Source organism: Bradyrhizobium sp. NP1 (assembly GCF_030378205.1).
Classification (GTDB): Bacteria; Pseudomonadota; Alphaproteobacteria; order Rhizobiales; family Xanthobacteraceae; genus Bradyrhizobium.
Genome location: NZ_CP127385.1, coordinates 2,980,977 through 3,004,361, shown reverse-complemented (window position 1 = coordinate 3,004,361; position 23,385 = coordinate 2,980,977). Strand labels below are relative to the sequence as shown.

21 protein-coding genes are annotated in these 23,385 nt (G+C 65.1%); 1 reads left to right on the top strand and 20 read right to left on the bottom strand.

Features of this window, described 5'->3' with window-relative positions; genetic code table 11:
* Positions 1–5 precede the first annotated feature (5 nt).
* Positions 6–3,398, top strand: coding sequence for an AAA family ATPase (locus tag QOU61_RS14140; protein ID WP_289659332.1), 3,393 nt, complete (start codon positions 6–8; stop codon positions 3,396–3,398).
* Between the two features lie 57 nt (positions 3,399–3,455).
* Here QOU61_RS14140 and QOU61_RS14135 read toward each other — a convergent pair whose 3' ends face one another.
* From QOU61_RS14135 to QOU61_RS14040, 20 genes are all read right to left on the bottom strand, one after another.
* Positions 3,456–4,568 (bottom strand): Rieske 2Fe-2S domain-containing protein, encoded by a 1,113-nt coding sequence (locus QOU61_RS14135; protein WP_289659331.1) that lies wholly within the window; start codon positions 4,566–4,568, stop codon positions 3,456–3,458.
* Positions 4,569–4,711: 143 nt separating this feature from the next.
* Complete coding sequence (locus QOU61_RS14130) at positions 4,712–5,179, bottom strand: DUF3830 family protein (protein WP_289659328.1); 468 nt, start codon at positions 5,177–5,179, stop codon at positions 4,712–4,714.
* A complete protein-coding gene (locus QOU61_RS14125; protein ID WP_289659327.1) occupies positions 5,176–5,487 on the bottom strand; it encodes a DUF4286 family protein in 312 nt (103 codons plus the stop codon). The genes QOU61_RS14130 and QOU61_RS14125 overlap by 4 nt, the downstream gene beginning before the upstream one ends.
* Positions 5,488–5,503: 16 nt before the next feature.
* Positions 5,504–6,208 (bottom strand): ABC transporter ATP-binding protein, encoded by a 705-nt coding sequence (locus QOU61_RS14120; protein ID WP_289659325.1) that lies wholly within the window; start codon positions 6,206–6,208, stop codon positions 5,504–5,506.
* Complete coding sequence (locus tag QOU61_RS14115; protein WP_289659323.1) at positions 6,192–6,992, bottom strand: ABC transporter ATP-binding protein; 801 nt, start codon at positions 6,990–6,992, stop codon at positions 6,192–6,194. Before QOU61_RS14115 ends, QOU61_RS14120 begins: the two co-directional genes overlap by 17 nt.
* Positions 6,989–7,927 (bottom strand): branched-chain amino acid ABC transporter permease, encoded by a 939-nt coding sequence (locus QOU61_RS14110; protein ID WP_289659321.1) that lies wholly within the window; start codon positions 7,925–7,927, stop codon positions 6,989–6,991. The genes QOU61_RS14115 and QOU61_RS14110 overlap by 4 nt, the downstream gene beginning before the upstream one ends.
* A 4-nt stretch (positions 7,928–7,931) precedes the next feature.
* Positions 7,932–8,804: a branched-chain amino acid ABC transporter permease gene (locus QOU61_RS14105; RefSeq protein WP_289661513.1), complete on the bottom strand. Its 873-nt coding sequence runs from the start codon at positions 8,802–8,804 to the stop codon at positions 7,932–7,934.
* A 67-nt stretch (positions 8,805–8,871) separates the two neighbouring features.
* Positions 8,872–10,029 (bottom strand): ABC transporter substrate-binding protein, encoded by a 1,158-nt coding sequence (locus QOU61_RS14100; RefSeq protein ID WP_289659320.1) that lies wholly within the window; start codon positions 10,027–10,029, stop codon positions 8,872–8,874.
* Positions 10,026–10,754 (bottom strand): flavin reductase family protein, encoded by a 729-nt coding sequence (locus QOU61_RS14095; protein WP_289659319.1) that lies wholly within the window; start codon positions 10,752–10,754, stop codon positions 10,026–10,028. The genes QOU61_RS14100 and QOU61_RS14095 overlap by 4 nt, the downstream gene beginning before the upstream one ends.
* Positions 10,751–11,290: a flavin reductase family protein gene (locus QOU61_RS14090; protein ID WP_289659317.1), complete on the bottom strand. Its 540-nt coding sequence runs from the start codon at positions 11,288–11,290 to the stop codon at positions 10,751–10,753. Before QOU61_RS14090 ends, QOU61_RS14095 begins: the two co-directional genes overlap by 4 nt.
* A gap of 28 nt (positions 11,291–11,318) precedes the next feature.
* Positions 11,319–12,809 (bottom strand): 4-hydroxyphenylacetate 3-hydroxylase family protein, encoded by a 1,491-nt coding sequence (locus tag QOU61_RS14085; RefSeq protein ID WP_289659316.1) that lies wholly within the window; start codon positions 12,807–12,809, stop codon positions 11,319–11,321.
* Positions 12,810–13,032: 223 nt separating this feature from the next.
* Positions 13,033–15,318 (bottom strand): nitric oxide reductase activation protein NorD, encoded by a 2,286-nt coding sequence (locus QOU61_RS14080; RefSeq protein ID WP_289659314.1) that lies wholly within the window; start codon positions 15,316–15,318, stop codon positions 13,033–13,035.
* A 36-nt stretch (positions 15,319–15,354) separates the two neighbouring features.
* Positions 15,355–16,167 (bottom strand): CbbQ/NirQ/NorQ/GpvN family protein, encoded by an 813-nt coding sequence (locus QOU61_RS14075; RefSeq protein WP_289659312.1) that lies wholly within the window; start codon positions 16,165–16,167, stop codon positions 15,355–15,357.
* A 71-nt stretch (positions 16,168–16,238) separates the two neighbouring features.
* Positions 16,239–17,258, bottom strand: coding sequence for an alpha/beta fold hydrolase (locus tag QOU61_RS14070; RefSeq protein ID WP_289659310.1), 1,020 nt, complete (start codon positions 17,256–17,258; stop codon positions 16,239–16,241).
* Positions 17,259–17,457: 199 nt separating this feature from the next.
* A complete protein-coding gene (locus QOU61_RS14065; protein WP_289659308.1) occupies positions 17,458–18,495 on the bottom strand; it encodes an aliphatic amidase in 1,038 nt (345 codons plus the stop codon).
* Positions 18,496–18,534: 39 nt separating this feature from the next.
* Complete coding sequence (gene urtE, locus QOU61_RS14060) at positions 18,535–19,227, bottom strand: urea ABC transporter ATP-binding subunit UrtE (RefSeq protein WP_289659306.1); 693 nt, start codon at positions 19,225–19,227, stop codon at positions 18,535–18,537.
* Positions 19,220–19,972: an urea ABC transporter ATP-binding protein UrtD gene (gene urtD, locus QOU61_RS14055; RefSeq protein WP_289659304.1), complete on the bottom strand. Its 753-nt coding sequence runs from the start codon at positions 19,970–19,972 to the stop codon at positions 19,220–19,222. Before urtD ends, urtE begins: the two co-directional genes overlap by 8 nt.
* Positions 19,969–21,105 carry an urea ABC transporter permease subunit UrtC gene (gene urtC / locus QOU61_RS14050; RefSeq protein WP_289659303.1) on the bottom strand — a complete coding sequence of 379 codons (1,137 nt, stop codon included), beginning with the start codon at positions 21,103–21,105 and terminating at the stop codon, positions 19,969–19,971. Before urtC ends, urtD begins: the two co-directional genes overlap by 4 nt.
* Before the next feature lie 11 nt (positions 21,106–21,116).
* Positions 21,117–21,986, bottom strand: a complete 870-nt coding sequence (gene urtB / locus QOU61_RS14045) for an urea ABC transporter permease subunit UrtB (protein WP_289659302.1) — start codon at positions 21,984–21,986, stop codon at positions 21,117–21,119.
* A gap of 76 nt (positions 21,987–22,062) precedes the next feature.
* Entirely contained in the window at positions 22,063–23,289 is a 1,227-nt protein-coding gene (locus QOU61_RS14040) for a transporter substrate-binding domain-containing protein (protein ID WP_289659300.1), read from the bottom strand.
* Between the last annotated feature and the right edge of the window lie 96 nt (positions 23,290–23,385).

Genomic DNA, 23,385 nt, shown 5'->3' with positions numbered 1-23,385 from the left:
GCGCGATGCCGTCGGTCAGACAGTGGCTCGCTTCGCTCGGATTGTCCGAGTACGCGGACCGCTTCGCCGAACATCGGATCGATTTTTCGATCCTTCGAGACCTCACGGACAAGGATATCAAGGAGGAGCTTGGCATCGTGCCTCTTGGCGATCGCCGGAGATTGCTCCGGGCGATTGCCGAGCTTGCCGGGACAGCCTCCACCACGGCCAAGCCTGCGCCTGGGCCCGAATCCAGCCCGCGGGACGAAGCCGAGCGCCGGCAAGTCACGGTGATGTTCGCGGACCTGGTCGGTTCGACCGCGCTTTCCACCGGCATGGACCCGGAGGACTTGCGAGAGGTCATTTCGGCCTATCAGAAATGCGTCGCCGATACCGTGCGCCACTTCGGCGGGTTCGTCGCCCGATATGTGGGGGATGGTGTCCTCGTATACTTTGGTTATCCGCAGGCCCATGAGGACGACGCCGAGCGAGCGGTACGGGCCGGGCTTGAGCTGATTGCGGTCGTTGCCGGACTCAAGACGCGCGCTCCTCAGCAAGTCCGGGTCGGTATCGCGACCGGAGTGGTCGTGGTCGGACATCTGATCCCATCGGGTGAATCGGAAGAACGCGGCATGGTAGGCGAGACACCGAATCTTGCGGCGCGCCTGCAAAGCATCGCCGGACCGAACATGGTCGTCGTCGCCGAAAGCACGCGAAGACTTCTCGGCGGTTTCTTCCAGCTCGATGACCTCGGAATGAGGAGTCTCAAGGGTATTGCCGGGCAGGTGCGCGCGTGGGCGGTGCTGCAGGCGAGTTCCGTGGCAAGCCGTTTCGAGGCGCTGCATGCGACCGGCCTGACCGCGCTCGTCGGGCGCGAAAAGGAATTCGAATTGCTGCGGCGGCGCTTCTTCAAGGCAACGGGCGGTAAAGGCCAGGTCGTGCTGCTCTCCGGCGAGGCCGGTATTGGGAAATCACGGCTGACGAGCGCGTTGGTCGGACTTCTTGCTGACGAACCACACATACGCTTGCGCTATTCCTGCTCCCCGCAACACACTGACAGTGTATTTTACCCGTTCATCGGCCAAATCGAACGTGCCGCCGGACTGGCGCGCGAGGACACAGCGCGAGCGAAACTCGACAAACTCGACGGGTTGCTCAAACAGACCTCGACATCGGCGCAGGACGCTGCGCTCTTTGCCGCGATGCTGTCGCTGCCGAACGACCAACGCTATCCCGCGGTCGAACTCACTCCGCCGCAGCGCCGGCAAAGAACGCTGCAAGCAGTTGCGCTGCAAGTGGAGGCTCTGGCCCGCTCCTGTCCGGTACTGATGATCTTCGAAGATGCGCATTGGTCCGACCCCAGCAGCCTGGAACTGTTGGGTCGGGTGGTGGACCGGCTTCGGACACTGAGCGTGTTGCTGATCGTAACCTTCCGGCCGGAGTTCGAGCCGGGCTGGGTCGGAAAGCCGTACGTAACCTCCCTCAGTCTCAATCGGCTGGCGCCTCGCGAAGTCGGCGCCATCATCGACCACATCGTGGGAAACAAGCCTCTGCCGGCGAACATACGGCAGGATATCATCGAGCGCACGGACGGCATCCCCCTCTTCGTTGAAGAGATGACGAAGGCGGTACTGGAGGCCGAGAGCGAAAGCGAAGCACAGCGGACCGCCGCCCTGGTTCCTCCGCCGGCGCTGGCGGTCCCTGCGAGCTTACACGCGTCGTTGATGGCGCGGCTCGACCGGCTTGGCCCTGGCAAGGAGTTGGCGCAAATCGGGGCGGCGATCGGACGCGAGTTCTCCCACTCCCTGCTGGCTGCGGTCGTGCGCAAGCCGGAGGCGGAGCTGCAAGCGGCGCTTGACCGTCTTATTGCGGCCGGTTTGCTGCTCCGGCAAGGTGGCACGCCGCAGGCGACCTACTCTTTCAAGCACGTGCTGGTACGGGATGTGGCTTACAGCACGCTGCTGCGCGAGCCGAGACGCGCGCTTCATGCCAGAATCGCCGAAACCCTCGAAAATCACTTCACGGAGATCTCGGCGAGCCAGCCCGAGCTGATTGCGCGTCACTACCGAGAGGCGGACGATGTGGTAAAGGCGGTCAGCTATTTGTCTGTCGCCGGTGACCGCGCGCTGTCGCACTCGGCGTTGAAGGAGGCGCACGAGCATATCACCCAGGCGTTGCAGCTGATTTCCGCATTACCTGACGATGACATCCGACGGCGTGGTGAGCTGAAGCTGCAGACTGCGCTCGCCCGAACGCTGCAAGAACTGAAGGGCTACGCGGACCAGCAGGTGGGCGAGGCCTACACCAAAGCGCACGAGTTCTCGAAACGCGTGGGCGACGCGGGATTGCATCTCGCCGCGCTCTACGGGCTGTGGGCCTATCAATACCTCAGTGGCCAACCCGGGCCGATGCTGGAGCAAGCCAACGAATTCCTGGCCTTTGCCGTGCGCGAAGACGAGGCGGGTGCGATCATGGTCGGGTATCGCCTGGTCGGAACGTCGCGCTTGATCAACGGGTATATCGCAGACGCGAGCGACGCACTGGACCAGGCGTTTGTGCGCTACGATCCCGACGAGCATAGCGCCGCCTCCCCGGCGGGTCGGAGCCTGCGCGCGCGCTTCGGCCACGATGTGGGCGTGACGATGTACTCGTATCGATCATGGGCGCTGTGGCTGTCCGGCCGGCCTGCGGACGCGGCGATGGCTGCGGAGGGCGAGCTGGAACGAGGTCACGCGCTGGAGCATGACGATCAGTCACGGCTGTATGCCCTATGGCATGCCGGGATGACGTACGTGCTGCTCCGCAATGTGGACAAGGTGGCAGAGATCGGAAGTCAGCTAACGGAGCTCGCCGATGATCGCCAGCTTCCGTATTGGCAGGCACTCGGTGACTTTTTGTGCGGCTGGCGCGCCATGCGCGCAGGCCGAGCAGGAGACGCGGTCGGGCTGCTGCAAGATGGGCTGCGGATTTGGGCGCAAACGGGCTCTCGGATTTTTCGCCCGATTTGCCTGGCGTTCCTCGCCGAGGCCTATGCCGCTGACGAGAAGCCGGACCTCGCCCATCGCACGTTCGAGGAAGCACTTCGGACTGCGAGCGAAACCGGCGAGCGATGGGCTGAACCAGAAATCCATCGCCTGTTCGGTGATCTCCTCGCCCGCCGCGGGCCGAGTGCCGCGGCGATCGCCAATTACGAGCAGGCCGTTGCGGTCGCCCGCGGGCAGCGATCACGATCGTTCGAACTGCGTGCGACAACGAGCCTCGCCCGTGTCTTGTCCGATCAGGGCAGGCATGCGGAGGCGCATGAGCGCCTACTGAACATCTATCAGTTCTTTGACGCAGGGTGCGATGCGCCGGACCTGGCCGACGCGAAAGCCCTGCTCGATGAACTGCCATCAACATCGCGAGCGCGCGGCCATTGATCGGCGATCGAGGGCGTGGCGATCTGCGCGGCGCAAGGCCGCCGCTCGCGACCGCTCCTACCCGGCGGCCACCACCCTGTCCGGGCGCTCGCGCACGGCAATACCGAACAGGCGATTGCCCTCGGCCTGCGCCATTTTCGACAGCGCAAGGCGCGCGGTGACCACCCCCTTGTCGGCGCGCAGGTTCACCTCGCGGAACTGCGAGCCGTCGGCGAATTCCGGGCTGAACTCCAGCGCCTCATGCTGCTTCTCGAGCGCCCAGACATCCTGCTGCGCCACCGCCGGAAATTCCGACGCGATACCCTGCACCAGCGTCATGGTCGGGTCGGCCGGAAACCGCTCGCCGCGCCTGGTCATCATGATCCAGCGCCATTCGAGGTTGTTCTCGTCGATCGGCGTGTTGCAGTTGGCGACGATATAGCCGCGCTGCTCCGCGGTGCCGAGCTTGCCATGCGGCGCGATCCGCAGGTCGACGCGGATCAGGCCCGGACCGACCATCTGGTGGGTGTGCTCGCGGTCGACGGTGTCGAGCTCGAACCAGCGCTTGAAGTAAGGCGCGAGCTGGTAGTTCTCGACCTTGCGGATGGTCATGATGAACGGGTTGCCCTCGTGGTCGCGCTCGATCACCTCCGCCGGAATGAAGGAATTGGCGAGATTGCCGATATTGCCGTCGTGCAGCGGATAAAGATGGGTGATATCGAGAATGTTCTCGATCAGGAAACGGTAGTTCGCCCTGACCTTCAGCGGCGGATCGGCCGCGACGAATTCGTATTCGCCGCTGACCAGCTCCGGGATGCGCGGCGGCTTGACGTGCTTCGCCCTGGCCGGGTCGCCCGGCCAGATCCACACCAGTCCATCCTGCTCCACCGTCGGGTAGCGGCGCAGGTCAGCGGTCGGCGCGATCGGCAGGTCGCGCTGCGAGGGAACGTCGGTGCACTTGCCGCTGCCGTTGAAGCAGAAGCCATGGTAGCCGCATTGCAGCGTGCCGTCGGCGAGCAGGTTGCTCTCCCACAGCGGGAATCCCTTGTGCGGGCAGCGCCCGTCGAAGGCGACTACCTCGCCCTCCTGCGTGCGCCACATCACGATCGGAAGGCCGGTGATGACCTTCTTCTGAAGCGCGTATTTGAAATTGCGGCCGAAGTCCGCGACGTACCAGCTATTGCGAATCATGAAATCACTCCCGGGAGCTGAGCGGGCCGCCAGATTCAATTCTGCTGCGGCCGGCCGTTCTTGCTTGGTTGGAGCCTTTACGCCGCCCATCATCGGGCCAGGCGGACCATCGGTCCCAAGGCATCGAAGTTTCGCGTCCCCTCTCAGCCGATCGCGGCGAACCTCACCGTGCCGACGCCTTCGAACCGCCGTGCCCGCGCCCAGCGGGCAAAATCCTCAAGACCAGTCACAACCGAACCGAACACGGTCAGCGTGTTCGGACCGGACGGCAGGCGCGCCTCGGCGGTGCCGTAGGTCACCGTGACCTCGTCGTATTTGGCGTCGAAGGCGACATCGCCCGGCCGGACCAGCCGGGTATGGTTCTCGAACTCCTTGCAGCCGATCGGAACCGACCGCGCGCCCATCAGCATGTCGCCGCTCCAGGCCACATGCACCATCGGCAATTCGACCGGAAGCTTCGCCACGAAGGCCGCAACCGTGTTCGGCACGCCCTCCTCATAGAGCAGGACTTCAGCCGCGCCGCCGTCCCATGTCATCCCGATGCGCCGCTCGCCGCGGCGAAAATCGCTCCATGTCTTCTGCCAATACCAGCTCTCCGCCTGCATCGTCATCGTCCTTCGATTGGAGTAATGCGCCGGTAGCGCAGGGTCTTGAACTTCACCTGCGCCGCAAAGGGTCCCCAGCCGCGCCGGGCCGCGAATTCGGCGCTGTCGAGTGCACCGGCATCCTTCAATTCATAGACACTGAGATAGCTGCGCGAGCCGTTAGGCTCCTCGGCGACATAGCGCTGCGCCGACAGGAATCCCGGGCAGTCGGCGACCTCGGGCAAGTGGACGTTGTCGTACCACTCGTTCCATTCCTTCTCCACCGCCGGCTCGATCGTCGCGGCGACGACCAGCAGCTCCGCTGCAATACCCACTTCGTCTTCTCCTTCTTCAAGCTCCGAGATATGCCGACTGCACCTGCGGATTCCCGAGCAGGTTCATGCCCGATCCCGTCATCGCGACGCGACCGGCTTCGAGCACATAGGCGCGATCGGCGAGCTCCAGCGCGAGCGAGGCGTTCTGCTCGACCAGCAGGATCGACATGCCCTGCGCGTTGAGATCGGCGACCTTCTCGAAGATGAGGGCGACCATCTGCGGCGCCAGCCCAAGCGAGGGTTCGTCGAGCAGCAGCAGTCGGGGCTCCGCCATCAGCGCGCGGCCAATCGCCAGCATCTGCTGCTCGCCGCCGGAAAGCGTGCCGGCCACCGCCGCCTGGCGCGACGCCAGCACCGGAAACAGCGCGAAGATGCGCTCGATCGAGCCGCCGATTTCCTGGCGCGGCCTGGTGTAGGCGCCAAGCTCGAGGTTCTCGCGCACCGTGAGCGGCGTGAAGATCTGCCGTCCCTCCGGCACCTGGACGATCCCGGAGGCGACGCGCCCGGCGGCAGGCACGACCGCGATGTCGCGGCCATCATAGCGCAACGAGCCGCCGCACAGCGGCTGAACGCCGGAAATGACGTTGAGCAGCGTCGTCTTGCCGGCGCCGTTAGCCCCGATCAGGGCGACCAGTTCGCCGCGCGCGACGTCGATGCTGACACCTGTTAGCGCCGGGATGCGGCCATAGCTCGTGGAGGCGCCGTCAACCTGCAGAAGCATAGCTGCGCTCCTGCCTGACTTTCGCTGCGCCCAGATAGGCCTCGATGACCGACGCGTCGTTCCTGACGAGTTCGGGAAGCCCGTCGGCAAGCACGCAGCCCCCGACCAGAACGGTCACGCGGTCCGAGATCGACATCACCAGTTTCATGTCATGCTCGATGATCACGATGGCGGCATGCGTGGCTTCCGCCAGCTCGCGGATCAGGCGGCCGAGCAGCTTCTTCTCGGTGGCCGTGCAACCCGCGACCGGCTCGTCGAGGAACAGGAGCCGGGGCTTCGAGGCGATCGCGCGCGCGATCTCCAGCCGCTTCAGCTCGCCATAGGAAAGGCTGCCCGCCATGTCGGAGGCCCGCTTGCCGAGCCCGACCGAGGACAGGATCTGCAACGCCTCCTGCTCGATCGCACGGGAGCGGCGCACCAGGCGCGGCGTCCGCAACAGGCCCCGCCAGAAGCCCGCCTCGTTGACGAGATGGAATCCGCACACGACGTTCTCCAGCGCCGTCATGGTCCAGAATATCTGCAGGTTCTGGAACGTGCGCGTGACACCGATCCGGGCGAGCTCGTGCGCGGACAATCCGGAGACATTGCGCCCGTCTAGGTCGATCGTGCCGGAGGTCGCGCGGTAGACGCCGGTGACCGCATTGACGAAGGAGGTCTTGCCCGCGCCGTTCGGGCCGATGATGGCGTGGACGCTGCCGCCGAGCCCGAGCGCGAGCGTAACGCCGTCGAGCGCCCTCACCCCGCCGAAATGCACCCGCAGGTCATGCGTCGCAAGTACGGTCATCGCCGCCCCCCGATCGCGCCGGCAAGCGTCGGCACCAGCCCGCGCCGCATCACGAAGGCGATCGCCATCAGCATCAGGCCGAACACGAGCTGCTCATAATCTCTGGCGGCGGCAAGAAGCTGCGGCAGCACGACGACGATCGCCGCGCCCGCAACGCCGCCATAGACGCTGCCGAGCCCGCCGATCACGATCATGACCACGAACTCGACCGAATGCATGAAGGAAGCCACGTCGGGCGTGACGAAGGCATAGGCATGCGCATAGAGGCTGCCGGCGAGGGTCGCCAGCGCCGCCGAGAACACGAAGACGGCAACCTTTAGAGCATGCACATTGATGCCGACGGCGGCCGCCGCGCGCTCAGACCCATGTACCGCTTTCAGCGCAAGACCCCAGGGCGAGGACGAGAGATTCTCCGCCGCCCAGACGCTGAGGAGCAGCGCGCCCGCGACGATCCAGTACCAGGTCGCTTCGCCCCGCAGCCGAAAGCCGCCGATCGCGAGTGCCCTGACGGAACGGCCGTCCGGTCCGCCGGTCAGCGCGATCTCATGCGTCAGCACCAGATAGATCACGAGGCCGACGCCCAGCGTCGCCATCGCCAGGTAATTGTCCTTCAGCCGCAGGATCGGCCAGCCGACGGCAAGCGCGAGCGCGCAGGATGCGGCAAGGCCAGCGCCGGCCGCGACGCCTGCGTTCCAGCCGTGGTCGTCGGTGAGGATGGCGCTGGCATAGGCGCCGATCGCGAAGAACGCCGCATGCCCGAGACTGATCTGCCCGGTGTTGCCGACCAGCAGATTGAGCCCGACGCAGGCGATCGCATTGATGCCGACGAGCAGCAGGACCGAAAGCTGGAACTTGCTGGTGAACACGAACGGCAGGATCACCAGGATCACCGCAAGGCTGAGGAACGGAAGCAGGCGCCGCGGAAGGAAAACCATCGAATCAGACCCTTTCGCTGCGCAGCCGGCCGAACAGGCCTGCCGGACAGGTGAGCAGGATGGCGATGATCAGCACGAAGGCGAGCGCGTCCTTGTAGGCCGACGACACGTAGCCCGCGCCGAGCGCTTCAGCCACGCCGAGCACCAGGCCGCCCGCGACGACGCTGTAGAGGCCGCCGAGGCCGCCGAGCACGGCCGCGGCAAAGCCCTTCAGCCCGAACATCAGACCGGATTCGAACTGCACCATCGACAAGGGCGTGACCAGGAAGCCCGCGATCGCACCGAGCAGCGCGGCGATCAGAAACGCCGCCGCATTGACCCTGGCGAGATCAATGCCGACCAGCGTCGCTGCGCGCGGATTGATGGCGGCGGCAACCATGGCCTTGCCGAAGCGCGTTCGGCGCAGCATCTGGTCGAGCGCAGCCACCATCACCAGGGCGCCGCCCAGGATCAGGATGGTCTGCGGCATGATCGCGACGCCGCCGAGCCGCAGCGGCTCGACGCCCGCGATCGAAGGCAATGAGTGGAAATTGCCGCCCCAGGCGATCTGCGCGGCGCCGCGCAGCGCAATCGAGGCGCCGATCGTGACGATGATGATCAGCGTGATCGAGGCCGACTTCGCCAGCCGCACCAGGATCTGGTGCAGCAGCAGCGCGCCGAAGGCGGCAGCCGCGAGGCTCATCACCAGCGCCAGCGAGAACGGCAGGCCCCAGGCGATCCCGCTCGCCGTGCCCAGCCCGCCAATCATCACGAACTCGCCTTGCGCAAAGTTGATGATGGTCGTGGCGCGATAGATCAGGGAGAAGCCTAGCGCGACAAGCGCGTAGATCGCGCCCTGGCTGAGGCCCGCGACAATGAACTGGAAGAAGTCGACCATCACGGCTTCTCTCCCGCGGCGCGCGGCAAGCAGGCCGCGCCGCTGATCCTCGAACGGGAGCGCGTCCTCATGACTGCCGCTCCGGCGCGACCAGATGGTAACGACCGCCCTTCACCTCGAGAATCCGCAGGGCGTCGGAAGAAAGGCCGAGATGATTGTCGGGAGAGAAGGAGTAGATGCCCGTCACGCCGGGAAAGCTGTGCAGGGACTCGATGGCGTCGCGCACCTTCTCCTTGTCGGCGGAGCCTGCCTTGCGCAGCGCCGCGACCGCAATCATCAGGCCGTCATAGGCGTAGCCGCCGAAATTGGACGCGGCCTCGTGGAAGGTGCCCTCATAGGTCTCGACGTAATTCTTGGTGACCGCGTAGATCGGATCGCTCGGCGGCAGATCGGCGAAGGCGAGCAAGGCCGAGCCGGTGACGCGCGTGCCCTCGGCCGCGCCCTCGGCACCTTCGATATAGGAGGTCGAGCCGACGCCGACGGTCATGTAGAGCTTCGGCGTCATGGCGAGCTGGCGGTAATTCTTGGCCGCGATCGACGAGGAGGCCCCGGCGCCGCAATAGATCACGGCATCCGGATTGGCGGCACGGATCTTGGTCAGCTGCGCCGTCAGGTCGGTGTCGCCATTGCCGTGCTGCTCGTCGGCGACGATGGTGACGTTGAAGCGCGGCGCAGCGGCAGCGGCATTCTTGCGACAGGACTGGTCGTAGCCGCCTGCCCCCGAGAGCAGGCCGACGCGCGAGAGCTTCTCCTGCTGCACCCGCTGAAGGATCTTCTCGACCGACATCAGGTCGGTGTGCGGGGTCTTGAACGTGTAGCGCTTGACGGGCTCGACGACGACCAAGGCGCCGGCCAGCGAAATGAACGGTGTCTTGGTTTCCTCCAGATAAGGCAGCGCCGCCATGGTCTCGCCGGTGCTGGTGCCGCCGATCACGAGATCTACACCGTCCTCGTCGACCAGACGCCGCGCGATGGACGAGGCGTCCTTGGCGCTGGTCTTGGAATCGTAGAGGACGAGGCTCAGCTTGCGGCCGTTGACGCCGCCTTCGCGATTGATCCGCTCGACGAACAGTTCGAGCGTCTTCTTGGTCGGCTCGCCCAGGAAGGCGTTCGGTCCCGTGACCGAGGCAAACGCGCCGATCTTGATCGGCGGAGCGGACTGCGCTTGTGCGGCGGTACCGGCGAGAAGGACAGCGGCTGTCAACCCAATAATGATAGTCTTCATCGATCAATCTCCGCGGCTTGAGAAGGGATTGGCGCCGGACTGGCGGCATAGGGCCGTGCCGGCGGGCGATAGCGGTCTTCCGGAAATGCGGCGAGGCGCGATTGATGCACCCGCCCTGTGAGCCCGTAGAACTCGCGAAAACTCATGATCAGCGGCTTCCACTTGTCGGGGTCGATCCGGTTCGGATTGCCGTCGACCAGGATCGACGGGTGCGCATGCACGCAAACCACCTTCACCTCGACGGCGAGCATCGGCGTGCGCACCTTCGGATTGCGCGCGCCGAAGGGCACGATCTGCTCGACGCGGGCTTCCATCTGCACCGGGCATTCGAGCGCGCGCGGTGCGTTGACCGCGTCGCCCGGTAGTGGCGACAGCCCGGCAAGGCCGAACTTGTCGGCGACGTGGCGAAAGCCCAGCGCCAGCTTGTTCGCCGGCACGGGGTTGCTTCCCGTTGTCAGCGCGATGCGGTCGACGCTGGCCGCAAGCTCCGCACTCGGGAGGTTGAGCACGCACTCGCCGGTCCGCCTGAGGTTTTCGACCGTCCTGGAGCTGGCGTTGAGGCCCAGCATGCAGCCCCAGCCGAGCCACCACGCCGATGACATCGGCGCGAGGTTCGGCGTGTCGTTTTCGTTGCGCGTGCCGATCAGCACGACCGGCGTACCGAAATAGAGGATCGCCGGATCGATCGGCTGCGCGTCCATGCGGCTGGCGGTTGTTCCGTTCATGCCGTCACCTCTTCGCTGTCGCGCTGGCCGGGCGAAGGGGCGACGCCGATGAATTCACCGCGGTAGAAGCAGAGCGGATCGTGCGGATCGCTGCCGAACTCGGTGACGCGTCCGAGCAGGATGACGTGGTCACCGCCCTCATGGTTTGACCAGGGCGCGCAGGTCAGCCAGGCGAGCGAGCGATCCAGCAGCGGAACGCCGCCGACCCGGCGCCAGGCCGGCGCCGTCTCGGTCACGCGGCCGGCGAAATGATGCGCCAGATGGCGCTGGTCCGCCGCCAGCACGTTCACCGCGAATGGCGAGCCGGGCAGATGCTCGATCGCCCGCGACCGCCTGTCGAGGCAGATCAGCACCAGCGGCGGATCGAGCGAGACCGAGGTAAAGGAATTGACGGTAAGGCCGCGCGGCCCCTGCGTCGCCGTCTCGTAGCTGACGACGGCAACACCCGTTGCAAAATGTCCGAGGCATCGGCGCAGCGCGTGCACCTGCTCTCGTGCGGCAGCAGCCGCCGCTTCCTCGCGGAGCGAAGAGTCCATGGCTTTGACCTCGACTGGTGGCGGGCTGCTATTCGGCGGCGCGCGCGGCGATGCCGCTGGCCGCGTCGGAAGCGTCCGGAAGGTCGTAGGTGGCCATGAACTCCTCGATCATTCCCTTCGACCGATCCCAGTCGAAATAGCGGAAGGAATGACCGCGGGTGACGAATGTCGCCCCGGAATAGAAGATCTCGTATTGCAGATGCCGCGAGCCGAATTCCGAGCCGATCGCATCCCACACCAGCTTGAACAGCTTGACCCGTTCGGTGGGGGAAACGGCCGAGGATCGCTGGGTCTTGTCGATGATGGAGGCGAACTCGGGATTGGCGAAATCATGCGCGCTGGACGGCAGCATGATCAACCCGCCGCCCGCGAGCGTGCGAATCGAATCGATGATCTCGGGATAGATCTGCTGCGCGACCACCTGCGCGGCGGACAGGATCGTCCGGCTCGGCACGAAATATTCGCCGTAGTTCTCGCCGGCCGCCTCCATGGCGATCACCATGCTCTCGATGGTGGTCGCTTTCGCGGCGAGCAGGCCGAGCGTCTCGCGCACCTGCGGGAAGTTGATGATGCCGTTGACCTCGGCGACCTTGCGCACCGCGCCCATCAGGAAGCGCAGCTTCACCATCAGCCGGATCTGACACTGGTAGTTCTGGTAGAGGTGCGCGCGTGTATCGAACCACTGCGCCTGCCCCATCTGGATGTCGCGATGGACGAACACCCGGCTCCAGGGAATCTTGACGTCGTCGAAGTAGAGGATGGCGTCGTTTTCGTCGAACTGGCTGGACAGCGGATTGTCGAAAACCGAGGTCGCCGCCTGCTCGTAGGACTTGCGCGAGAAGGCCTTCACGCCCTTCGCATTCATCGGCACCATCGCGGTGAAGGCATAGGCCTCCTCACCCGCCTGCAGCCCCATGAAGCCGGCGACCAGAAGCTCGTTGGCGAAGATCGCGCTGGTGCCGAGCATCTTGGCGCCGCGGATCGTGATGCCTTCCTGGTCCTCATCGACGATGCGCGCGACCAGGTCTTCGCCGGGCTGCGCCGAAGAGGCCTTGGAGCGATCGGCCTGCGGATTGATGATGACGTAGGAGAGATAGAGATCGTTGTCGCGGGCATATTCGAAATAGTCGACCAGCGCCTTCGCGCGCGCCGGATCGTATTTCTCGAACACCTTGCGGCCCATATACATGCCGGCGATCGACGAGCCGACATGGTCGGGCGAGCGGCCAAGCATGCCGCAGGTCGTTTCCGCCCAGGCTTCGAGCGCCTTGCGGCGCGCCACGAGGTCGCGGTGCGACTTGGGGAGCTGCCAGAGCCGATTGACGTTCTTGCCGCTGGTCGGCGAGACGAACGTCATCTTCTCCTGGTTCGCGGCCTGGTAGTCGTAGAGATTGCAGGCCGACGTCACCGAGCGCGCAAACGCCTCGTGCGTCGTGACGTCATCAACCTTTTGCGAATTGATATAGACGGCGCGTCCGTCATGCAGCGACCGACGATGATCGCTTCCCGTTTTCACCATAGCACTTCCTTGGCGTGCTGGTGGCGGGCGTCGAGCTGATGCTCCTTAACACCGACCGCTGGGCAAACTAATCGCGACCCAGCACATCTCGTCATCGAGTTCTGCGCATGGAAAGGGTCGCGTTGCCGGCAACCGTAGCGATTTCGCCTTCGCTGTCAAGGGCGTCGAAGCGGCGCGTCGCCGCAGCGGTCCGCGGGCCCCGCCCCGCGAGACCGCCCCAAGCTCATTTCTTGAGCTCGCCGTAGAGGTGCATGAGCTGCGCCGGCAGCACGTCGATACGGGGAACGCGCAGCGTGTGGCGGCCGCCGAAAATCCGGTCGAGCAGACGAAGCGAGCCACCGCCCATACCGAAGGCAAAACTGTCGATGCCGTCCCGCCGCAGCTGCAGCACGGCACGCCGCGCATCCTCGGCGAGATAGAGCGGATCCTCGACGTCGATGTCCGACGGCTCGCCGTCGGTCAAAACCAGCAGCACCCGGCGAAAGGCGCGGCGCCGCGCGAGGTAACGGCCGGCATGGCGTAGCGCCGAGCCCAGTCGGGTCGAATGACTGCTCGTCAGCGCGGCAAGGCGCGCGCGCACCACGGCGTCGAGCGGTTCGGCAAAATCCTTGATGCGCAAATAGCGCACCCGCTCGCGCCCTTCGGAGCTGAAGCCGTGGACGGCGATCGCGTCGCCGGCTTCCTGCATCGCCGCGGCCATGATCGCGGCCGCCTCGCGCTCGACGGCGAGAATCTGCCGACCCTGGCGGTCGCGGTCGGCGGTCGATTGCGACAAGTCGAGCAGCAGCAGGACGGCGACGTCGCGCGGTCCCGGCACGTCGCGTTGATAGACCCGCGCCTCCGGCAGAAAGCCGGCGCGACGCTCCGCCATCAGCGTGATGGCCGCGTCGATATCGAGCGTTTCGCCCTCCCGCTGTCCCTTCGTGCGGATGCGCCGGCCGATCGAGGCGTCGCGCGTCAGCGCGGCGACGTGGCGGCTTGCCTCCCCGCTCTCCGACGGGGGCGCCGTGGTGTTTCCAAGCGCCGGGGCGTCGGCTTCGAGGATCGTGACCCAATCGGGCCGCTCGATGCCGGCGGCATAGTCCCATTCCGGATAGGTCGCGACTGGAATGCCTTCGAGCGAGGCCACCGCCCGCCCCCGCGCCCGCTGGGCGTTGTCCGGTGTCGTCTCCTCCGAGCGCTTGCCATCGACCTCGTCCCTCCGCTCGATCCGCACGGAATCGACCAGCAGCTCGATCTCCTCGGTGGGTGCGTCGGGCTGATCGCCGAAATCCCACAGCGCGAGGTTGTCGTCGCGATAGGCCGGCTCGACCACATAGGTGCGGGCGTTGAACTGCAGCCGCATCTGGCCGAGATCGTTGCCGAGCAGCCCGCCGATCTCCCGGCTGATCGCGGGGTCGTGGATGCGGTGCGCCGCTTCGGCGAAGAGCGCCCTGCCCTTGGCAATCCAGGCATCGCCGTCTTCGTAGCGCGGATCGATCAAGGCGCGCGCCAGCCGCACCATCAGCCCGGCGGCCGTCGTGTGATCGGACGGCTGTGCGTGAAAGGGCAGCCAGAGCCGCCTTAGCCCCGGCATGGCGCGGAGCGCGAGCGCCTCGACGCGGGCATCCTCGATCAGCGAGACCAGCGCAAGCTGCAGCGGCTTCAGCTTGCCGACCGGAAACCGCACGGACGAATGGACGAAGTGCGCGCCCGCATGCGCGGCCGCCGCGCGATAGATCGCTTGCGCCTGCGCGCCTTCGAAACCGGGAAAGCTGTCGGGCAATCCTACGAGCCCGCCGATCAGCGAGGTGCGCCGCGGCACCGGCAACGCTTGCGGCGGCAATTTCCGGAAGCGCGGTCTCCGATTCCACATCGCGGCCATGCCGGCGGCAAGGCGCCGTTCCAGGCGGATGAAATCGCCGCCGGCGCGCCCCAGGCTGAGCAGGCGCGTCGACAAGGGATCGTCGAGGCTGAAGAAGGCGCGCCGGCGCGCGGTGCTGCCGCCGGCCGCGCGCAGGCCGCCCGCTATCCACGCGGCGAAATCGTCGGCCGCAGCCTCGGCCAGAAGCTGCTCCAGCCGGCCCAGAACCAGCACGACCGATTCAGGCGCAGCCTCCGCCAGTGCAATCAGCGCATTCAGCACGACACGACGCTCGGCAGACGCGCGCAGACAGGCGTCTGCCCTGGGCCACGCCACCAGCAGCGTCTGCGCGCTGCGGCTGCCGGCCTCGCGGCCGATCAGCCGCGCCGCCCCGCCGACCGCAACGAGATCGGCGAGCGGATGCTCGCGCGGCCAGCGCCCGGAAAGCTCGAGGAAGATACGCAGCGTGACATCGCCGAGGTTGGCCTCGAACAGCGCCAGCGCGGTTTCGTCCCACGCGCCGAGCTCGGCAACGTCGTTGCGGGCGTCCAGCGCGGCCTGGGCAGCCTGAAAGGCCGACGCCAGCGCATCGTTGCCCCGCAGCATCGTGGCGAGGCGTCGGCCGGAGCGAAAGCCTTCGAGGGAACGGATTTGCGCAACCGGCACGACGCCTCCGGACTTTTTACTCACGCTGGACGCGCGCTAGACGCACGCAGAAATCGTGTCGCGCAGCGCGTTGCGGATGTCGGCATCGTCGGTCAGAGGAATGACGATGCTGGCCTCGCAGGCATGGTTGAGGTCGATGCCACCGCCGATCAGCCGTCCCGCGTTGATCAGCATGCGGGTCGATGCGCCCTCGTCGAGCCCCTGCCCTTTCAAATTGCGGCTGTGCATTCCGATGGCAACCAGCATGTCCGCGACAGCGCGATCAATGCAGGCTTCGCGCGCCACGATCTCGGCCTCGACAGCATTGTCCGGATAGTCGAAATCGAGCGCTGCGAAACGCTGCTTGGTGGATTCCTTGAGATCCTTGATCGCGCTCTGATAGCCGGGGTTATAGGAGATCACGAGCTGGAAATCGGAATGGGCGTGGATCAGCTCGCCCCGCTTCTCCAGGGCCAGCACGCGGCGGTCATCGGTCAAAGGATGGATCACGACGGTGGTGTCCTGGCGCGCTTCCACGATCTCGTCGAGATAGCAGATGGCGCCGAACCGCACCGCGGTGGTCAGCGGCCCGTCATTCCAGACGGTGCCCTGCGGATCGAGCAGCCAGCGGCCGACCAGGTCGGCCGCGGTCATGTCCTCGTGGCAGGCGACCAGGATCAGCGGCCGCCCCAGCCGCCAGGCCATGTATTCGATGAAGCGCGTCTTGCCGCAGCCGGTCGGCCCCTTCAGCATCACCGGCATGCGGCTCGCATAGGCGGCACTGAACAGCGTGATCTCCTCGCCGATCGGCCGGTAATAGGGTTCCTCGACGATGCGGTATTGATCGAGCAGCAATGTCGCGTCGGACAATCCTGAAGTCCTCTTTGTCTTGCTCCGGATTCGTGGCGATCCGAAATACCCGGGGGCCTTGCGATGCGGCGTCAGGAAGCGAGCAGCTCCTTGAGCTTGGAGTCGATGAAGGCGACGTCGACCGGATTGGTTCCGGGGCCGCCGGCGAAATGGCCCCAGACCGATGGCACCGGCACGAACTTCGCGTTCGGCATATGCGCAACCTCGAACTCGCTGTCTTCAGGGGGGAAGTAGAGGTCGGTCTGGCCCGGCATCACGTAGGCCTTGGCCTTGATCGCCTTAAGCGCCGCCCTGAAGTCACCCTTGTAGATCTCGTTGGCGCTGATATCGCCGTTCTGCCAGGTCCATAACATCGTGAGCAGGTTGTTCGGATCCTTCGGCAGGAAGAAGCCCTCCCAGAACGCGACCAGGAAATCTTCCAGCGACGAAAAGCCCAGCGTCTTGATGTCGAGCTCCTGGCGATAGAACGCCTGCGAAAAGCCCCAGCCCGCATAGACGCGTGCAGCGGCGCGCAAGCCGCGCGCCGGCTTCTCGGTGTACCAGCCCTCCTTCCAGGCGGCGTCCGCCGTCAGCGCGGCCTTGACGCCTTCGAGGAAGACGAAATTATGCCGGGAGCATTTGGCCGAGCCGCAGAACGGGGCAATCAGGTCCATCATGTCGGGATAGAGCGCGCCCCAGTGGAAGGTCTGCAGCGCCCCCATCGACCATCCGACCACGAGGCGAATGTGCCGGATGCCGAACTTCTCGGTGACGAGACGGTGCTGGGCGCGGACGTTGTCGTAGGCCGTCACCTGCGGAAAACGCGGCCCATTGTAGGGCTCCGGCGTGTTGCTCGGCGAGGACGACAGGCCGTTGCCGAACATGTTGGGGATAATGATGAAGTATTTGGCGGGGTCGAGCGCCATGCCCTCCCCGACCAGCCACTCGTTGTCGTAATGCTGGCCGGAATACCAGGTCGGATAGACGATCACATTGTCCTTGGCGGCATTGAGCTTGCCGAAGGTCTTGTAGGCCAGCTTGCAGTCGCGGATCGTCGCGCCGCGCTGCAGCACGACGTTGCCGAGATCGAAGATTTCATAGTCGATACTCATTTGATCACCTCTCGCATTTCCGGTGATACGACGCACTGACGCCCTGTCTGAGCATGCATCCGGCTTTCCGGATCATGCTCCATCTGCCGGGCCTCTCCGGTCCGGCAGCTCACGCTTCAGACATGGCAACGACGAGAGAGCGGGCTGATGCCGCAAGGCGCGGAGCATCAGCCGGCTCCCGTCGCGCCCACCCGTCCGCTCAGCGATGCGCGACCTTCTTGTTCGGAATGCCTTCGATCGGGCATTCCTCGGTGCCGACGCTGGAGCGCGTCATCGCCTCGACCTTTTCCCGCGTGCCTTCGGGATCGGTGATCCAGTTCTTGTAGAAGGTATATGGGCACACGGCATGGCCCCGGTCCCCGTCGCCGGAGTTGATCAGTCCGGTGTAGCCGCGGTGCATCAGCTTGAAAAGATGATTCTGCGACTGCATGTTGCGCCGTGCATCGCGGATCAGCGACACCGAAAGCTGCGCGTACTGGATGCCGTTCTCCTCCGTCCCGCATTCGCCGAGCGTGCGGCCGTCGAAGCCGATGATCGAGGAATGCCCGAAATAGGAGTAGACGCCGTCGAAGCCCGAGGCGTTGGCCACCGCCACGTAGCAGTTGTTGGCCCAGGCCATCGACTTCGAGATCAGGATCTGCTGCTCCTTGGCCGGGTACATGTAGCCCTGGCAGCGGATGATCAGCTCGGCGCCGCGCATCGCGCAGTCGCGCCAGATCTCCGGATAGTTGCCGTCGTCGCAGATGATCAGGCTGATCTTCAGCCCCTTCGGCCCGTCGGAGACATAGGTGCAATCGCCGGGATACCAGCCCTCGATCGGCACCCAGGGCATGATCTTGCGATACTTCTGCACGATCTCGCCTTTGTCGTTCATGAGGATGAGCGTGTTGTAGGGTGCCTTCTTCGGATGCTCCTCGTGTCGCTCGCCGGTCAGCGAGAACACACCCCAGGTCCGCGCCTTGCGGCAGGCATCGGCGAAGATCTTGGTTTCCTCGCCGGGGACGGTGGACGCGGTCTCGTACATCTCCTTGGAGTCGTACATGATGCCGTGGGTCGAATATTCCGGGAAGATCACGAGGTCCATGCCGGGCAGGCCCAGCTTCATGCCCTCGATCATTTTCGCGATGTTGTGCGCGTTCTCGATCACCTGCGCCTTGGTATGCAGGCGCGGCATCTTGTAGTTGACCACGGCGACGCCGACCGTGTCCTTGCTGCTCGATATGTCTCCATGCAACATGAGTTCGACTCCCTTTCCAAGTGAACGTTTGCCTTTGCGTTAAACCGCCATGTGCCGGTGAATGAGCTCGTCACTGAGCTCGGCGATGTCTCCCTTGGCGACCACCCGTCCCTTCTCCAGCAGCGCAAAGCGCGTCGAGGAGCGCCGCGCGAACGCAACATTCTGCTCGACCAGCACCACCGTGATTCCGTGCTCGCGGTTGAGCCGCGTGATGACCTCCTCTATCTGCTCGACGATGTTGGGCTGGATTCCTTCGGTCGGCTCGTCGAGCAGCATGACCTTGGGCTGCGCGAGCAGCGCGCGCGCGATCGCAAGCTGCTGCTGCTGGCCGCCGGAGAGATTGCCGCCGGGGCGATGCAAAAACTCCTTCAGGATCGGGAAGAGCTCCATGACCCACTCCTCCAGCCCCTTGCTCGCCCGCGCCGCGAAGGTTCCGAGCATCAGGTTTTCGCGCACCGTGAAGCGCGGCAGGATGCCCCGACCCTGCGGCACATAGGCGATCCCCGCTTTGGCGCGCTGATCGGTGCGAAGAAAGGAGATGTCGGCGCCGTCGAGCAGGAGACGGCCGGTCACCCGGTCCATCAGGCCGAGGATGCTGCGCATCAGGGTGGTCTTGCCGACGCCGTTGCGGCCCAGCACGGAGAGGAACTCACCCGCGCCGACCCGCAGGTTGATGTTCTGCAGCGCGCGGCTGTTGCCGTAGAAGGCGTCGACGTCGGCGAGCTCAAGCATTGGTGATGCCTCCCGAGCCGAGATAGGCGCGTTTGACCTCCGGATGCGCCTCGACCTCTGCAGCCGTTCCCTCGGCCAGCAGCTGGCCGAGATGCATCACCGAAATGACGTCGCCGATCGCCTTGACGAACCCCATGTCGTGCTCGACCACGACCAGCGTGTGGCGGCCCTTCAGCCGCGCGAACAGCTCGGCGGTCTTGCGGGTCTCCTGCGCGGTCATGCCGGCGGTCGGCTCGTCCATCAGGATCAGCTCGGCGTCCTGCGCGATCAGCATCCCGATCTCGAGCCACTGGGTCTGGCCATGCGACAGATGCGCCGCCGGCCTCTCCAGCTGATCGGCAAGGCCGATCATGTCGGCCAGCTTCTCGATGTCGTGCCGGCTCAGGCGCCGGTCGTCCCAGCGCAGGTTGCGCCAGACCCCGGTGCGGCGGGCGCGCGCGACCTCGAGATTCTCGCTGACCGTCAGTTCGCGAAAGACGCTCGGCACCTGGAATTTGCGCCCGACGCCGGCGCGCGCGATCTCATGTTCCTCGAGATCGTTGAGCGTGGTGCCGCCGAAGGTCACGGTGCCTGCGGTCGGCTTGATCTTGCCGCAGATGATGTCGAGCGCAGTGGTCTTGCCGGCGCCGTTCGGTCCGATCAGGCAGCGCAGCTCGCCCTTGCGAACGCTCAGATTGAGGCCGTTGAGCGCCTTGAAGCCGTTGAAGCTGACATTGACGTCCAGCAGATCGAGATAGGCAGTCATATCCGGCCCTCCGTCTGCTCGAGGCTCTGCACCATGGCCGAAGCCGGCTGCCGCCGCCGCGTCAGCCATTGCCAGAGCGTGTGCATCAACCCGGCAAGGCCCTTGGGCAGGAAGAGCACCACGAGCACGAACAGCGCCCCCATCACCAGCGTCCAGGTTTCGAGGAAGGCCGCCGTTTCCGACAATGCGCCCTGCATGCCCGCCACCAGCACAGCGCCAAGGAAGGCGCCGACCAGGCTCTGCCGTCCCCCGACCGCGCACCACACCACGACCGAAAGGCTGAGCGGCACGCCGAGAAAGGTCGGCGAGGCGAATTCCATCACGATGGTGTAGAGCATGCCGGCAAGGCCCGCGATCGCGGCCGACAGCGCGAAGACGAAGATCTGATAGGCGGCAACATCGTAGCCGAAATAGCGCACCCGGCTCTCATGGTCGCGGATCGCCTGGACGATCAGGCCAGCCTTGCTCTTGGTAAAGGCAAACGCGACCACGAGGCTGAGGGCGACGCAGGAGGCGACGAGGTAATAGGTCGCCCGGCCATAGGCGTCGAAGGCGAAGCCGAAGATCTCGAGCTGCGCGAGATCGGTGATGCCGTTGAAGCCGCCGGTATAGCTCTGCTGGTCGATGATGACGAGGTTGAGCACCACCATGGTCGCGAGCGTGATGATGGCGACATAGACGCCGGTGACGCGGCTGCGGAACACGAACCAGCCGAGCGCCGCCGCCACCAGCGCCGGCACGGCGATGCCGGCGACAAGCGCGAAGGTCAGCGACTTGAACGGCACCCAGAACCACGGCAGCCGCTCGACATTGTTCCACACCATGAAATCAGGCAGGCCGCCCGAGCCGGTATGCACCGGGATGGTTTTCAGCTTCAGCGCCATCGCCATCGCATAAGAGCCGAGCCCGAAGCTCATCGCCTGCCCGAGGTTGAGGATGCCGCCATAGCCCCAGGACAGCGCCAGCGACACCGTGAGAATGCCGAGCACGAGGTAGCGCGCGACCTTGTTGAGCAGGAAGTCGTTGTTCAGCAGAAGCGGCAAAGCGAACACCAGCGCGCAGACCACCACGATCGGCGCGATCTGTGCGGTCAGGCGGTGCAGGCCTAGGAATGTGGGCAGCTTCGAAGACATAGGATCTTTCGTCAGGCACGCACGCGCGCGGTGAACAGGCCTTGCGGCCGGAAGCGGATCAGGACCACGATGGCGAGCAGCACGATCGCCTTGGCCACCGTGTCGTTCTGCAGGAAGGCGATGGCGCCGGACAGTTCACCCAGGATGAAGGCGCTCGCCACGGTTCCGGCGAGGCTCTGCACGCCGCCCAAGACCACCACCATGAAGGCGTCGACCACATAGCCGGTGCCCATTTCCGGCGACACGCTCTTGAGCGGCGAGACCAGCGCGCCGGCGAGCCCCGCAAGCCCCGCACCGTAGGCGAATGTCAGCGCATAGACGCGCCTGGCATTGATGCCGAAGGAGGCCGCGACCGAGCGATCCTGAATGATCGCGCGCAGCTTCATGCCGATCGTGGTGCGGTTCATCAGGAGCCAGGTCAGCGCGAACAGCGCCAGCGCGACGAAGAACAGGAACACGCGGTAGGACGACACGGGAACGCCGAGGACCTCCATGCTGTCCGACAGCGCCGGCGGCAGTTGCACGTAGCGGAGCTCGCTGCCGACCGCGAGCCGCACCGCCTGCTGCAGCATGATGCCGACGCCCCAGGTCGCCAGGATGGTGTCCAGCGGACGGTTATTCAGAAGACTGAGCACGTAGCGCTCGATGACCCAGCCGAACAGCGCGACGACGAGGAAGATCGGCACCAGGCTTTCGAGCAGGCTGAGGCCGAATTTGGTCTGGAACAGCCACGCCGCATAGGCGCCGAGCATGACGAACTCGCCATGGGCGAGATTGATGATGCCCATCGCGCCGTAGATGATCGACAGCCCGAGCGCGACCAGCAGCAGGATCGAGCCGATGCTGAGGCCTGTGACGATTTGCTCAATGAACTGATCCACGCTTGACGTCTCCAGCATCAGGCGCGGCAGCCGCAACGCTCACGCGCTGCCGGCTGCCGCCAACGCCGTTTGGGTTTCAGCTCTTCTCGACCAGTCCCTTGTCGGTACAGACCTGCCCGGGATAGGCGGCATAGGGCACCGGCTTCAGCCATTCCTTGGCCTCGACCAGGATTTCGAACTGGCCGTTCGATTTCGCCTGCGCGATCTTGGGCCACAGCCACGTGTGCAGGTTCTCGGGCTCCAGGCGAACCTTGCCCTGCGGCGCGATCGTCTCCTGTCCCTTGACCGCATCGCGAATGGTGGGGGGCGTGAGGTCGCTCGTCGCAAGCTTCTCCACCGCCTGCTTGAACAGATAGGTCTGGAAGTAGCAGGCCTCGGAGACGAAATGCGTGACCTTGTCGGCGCCCCAGCGCTTCTTGTAGGCCTCGACGAATTTCTCGTTCTCGGGCGACTTGTACACCATGAAGTACGGCGCCGAGGTGAAGTGACCGGCGGCCGCCTCGCCGCCCATCGCCGCAACCTCGTTCTCGGAGGTGGTCAGGCTCGCCATCGGCATCTTTTCCGGATCGAGTCCCGCGGCGCGATACTGACGGTGCAGCGCGACCACGGAATCGCCGACCACGGTGGAGAAGATCACGTTCGGCTGCGTCGAGCGGATCTTGTTGATGACCGATGAAAACTCGGAATGGCCGAGCGGCACATATTCTTCCGCGACAACCTCGCCGCCGTATTTCTCCAGCAGCTTCTTGCAGTAATTGTTCTCTTCCTTCGGGTAGATGTAGTTGGAGCCGATCAGGTAGAATTTCTTGCCGAACTTCTTGATCAGCCAGGGAACGAATTCATCCTGCTGCTGGTTCGGCACCGCGCCGGTATAGATGACGTTCTTCGAGCATTCGCGCCCCTCGTAGAGCGTCGGGTACCAGTAGAGATTGTTCTGCCGCTCGAACACCGGCAGCACGGCCTTGCGGCTTGCCGACGTGTAGGAGCCGAACACGCTGACGCATTTGTCGCCGACCACGAGCTTGCGCGCCTTTTCCGAGAAGGTCGCGGGATCGGATGCCGGATCCTCGACGATCGGCACGATCTTGGCGCCCTTGATGCCGCCAGCCGCGTTGATTTCCTCGATCGCGAGCAGCGTCGCCTTGTTCAGCGATTCCTCGATGATCGCGGTGGTGCCTGTCAGCGAGAACAATACGCCGACCTTGATCTCTCCATTGGCCGCCCGCGCCAGATCCGCATTCTTGATCCAGATGTGCGGGAAGCCCGCCCCTCCGAATGCCCCCAGTGCTGCCGCGCTTTTCATCAAAGCACGCCGTGTAATGTGCATGTCCCACTCCCTTGGATGAAAAACAAAAAAGCCCTCCCGATGCGCGCTGACGCGAGCATTGGGAGGGCTTTG

Bases quoted from the DNA above. Each gene is read 5' to 3' on its own strand.
- QOU61_RS14140 (WP_289659332.1), top strand. From the start codon at position 6: ATGCCGTCGGTCAGACAGTGGCTCGCTTCGCTCGGATTGTCCGAGTAC.
- QOU61_RS14135 (WP_289659331.1), bottom strand. From the start codon at position 4,568: ATGATTCGCAATAGCTGGTACGTCGCGGACTTCGGCCGCAATTTCAAA.
- QOU61_RS14130 (WP_289659328.1), bottom strand. From the start codon at position 5,179: ATGACGATGCAGGCGGAGAGCTGGTATTGGCAGAAGACATGGAGCGAT.
- QOU61_RS14120 (WP_289659325.1), bottom strand. From the start codon at position 6,208: ATGCTTCTGCAGGTTGACGGCGCCTCCACGAGCTATGGCCGCATCCCG.
- QOU61_RS14115 (WP_289659323.1), bottom strand. From the start codon at position 6,992: ATGACCGTACTTGCGACGCATGACCTGCGGGTGCATTTCGGCGGGGTG.
- QOU61_RS14110 (WP_289659321.1), bottom strand. From the start codon at position 7,927: ATGGTTTTCCTTCCGCGGCGCCTGCTTCCGTTCCTCAGCCTTGCGGTG.
- QOU61_RS14105 (WP_289661513.1), bottom strand. From the start codon at position 8,804: ATGGTCGACTTCTTCCAGTTCATTGTCGCGGGCCTCAGCCAGGGCGCG.
- QOU61_RS14100 (WP_289659320.1), bottom strand. From the start codon at position 10,029: ATGAAGACTATCATTATTGGGTTGACAGCCGCTGTCCTTCTCGCCGGT.
- QOU61_RS14095 (WP_289659319.1), bottom strand. From the start codon at position 10,754: ATGAACGGAACAACCGCCAGCCGCATGGACGCGCAGCCGATCGATCCG.
- QOU61_RS14090 (WP_289659317.1), bottom strand. From the start codon at position 11,290: ATGGACTCTTCGCTCCGCGAGGAAGCGGCGGCTGCTGCCGCACGAGAG.
- QOU61_RS14085 (WP_289659316.1), bottom strand. From the start codon at position 12,809: ATGGTGAAAACGGGAAGCGATCATCGTCGGTCGCTGCATGACGGACGC.
- QOU61_RS14070 (WP_289659310.1), bottom strand. From the start codon at position 17,258: ATGAGTATCGACTATGAAATCTTCGATCTCGGCAACGTCGTGCTGCAG.
- QOU61_RS14065 (WP_289659308.1), bottom strand. From the start codon at position 18,495: ATGTTGCATGGAGACATATCGAGCAGCAAGGACACGGTCGGCGTCGCC.
- urtE (WP_289659306.1), bottom strand. From the start codon at position 19,227: ATGCTTGAGCTCGCCGACGTCGACGCCTTCTACGGCAACAGCCGCGCG.
- urtD (WP_289659304.1), bottom strand. From the start codon at position 19,972: ATGACTGCCTATCTCGATCTGCTGGACGTCAATGTCAGCTTCAACGGC.
- urtC (WP_289659303.1), bottom strand. From the start codon at position 21,105: ATGTCTTCGAAGCTGCCCACATTCCTAGGCCTGCACCGCCTGACCGCA.
- QOU61_RS14040 (WP_289659300.1), bottom strand. From the start codon at position 23,289: ATGAAAAGCGCGGCAGCACTGGGGGCATTCGGAGGGGCGGGCTTCCCG.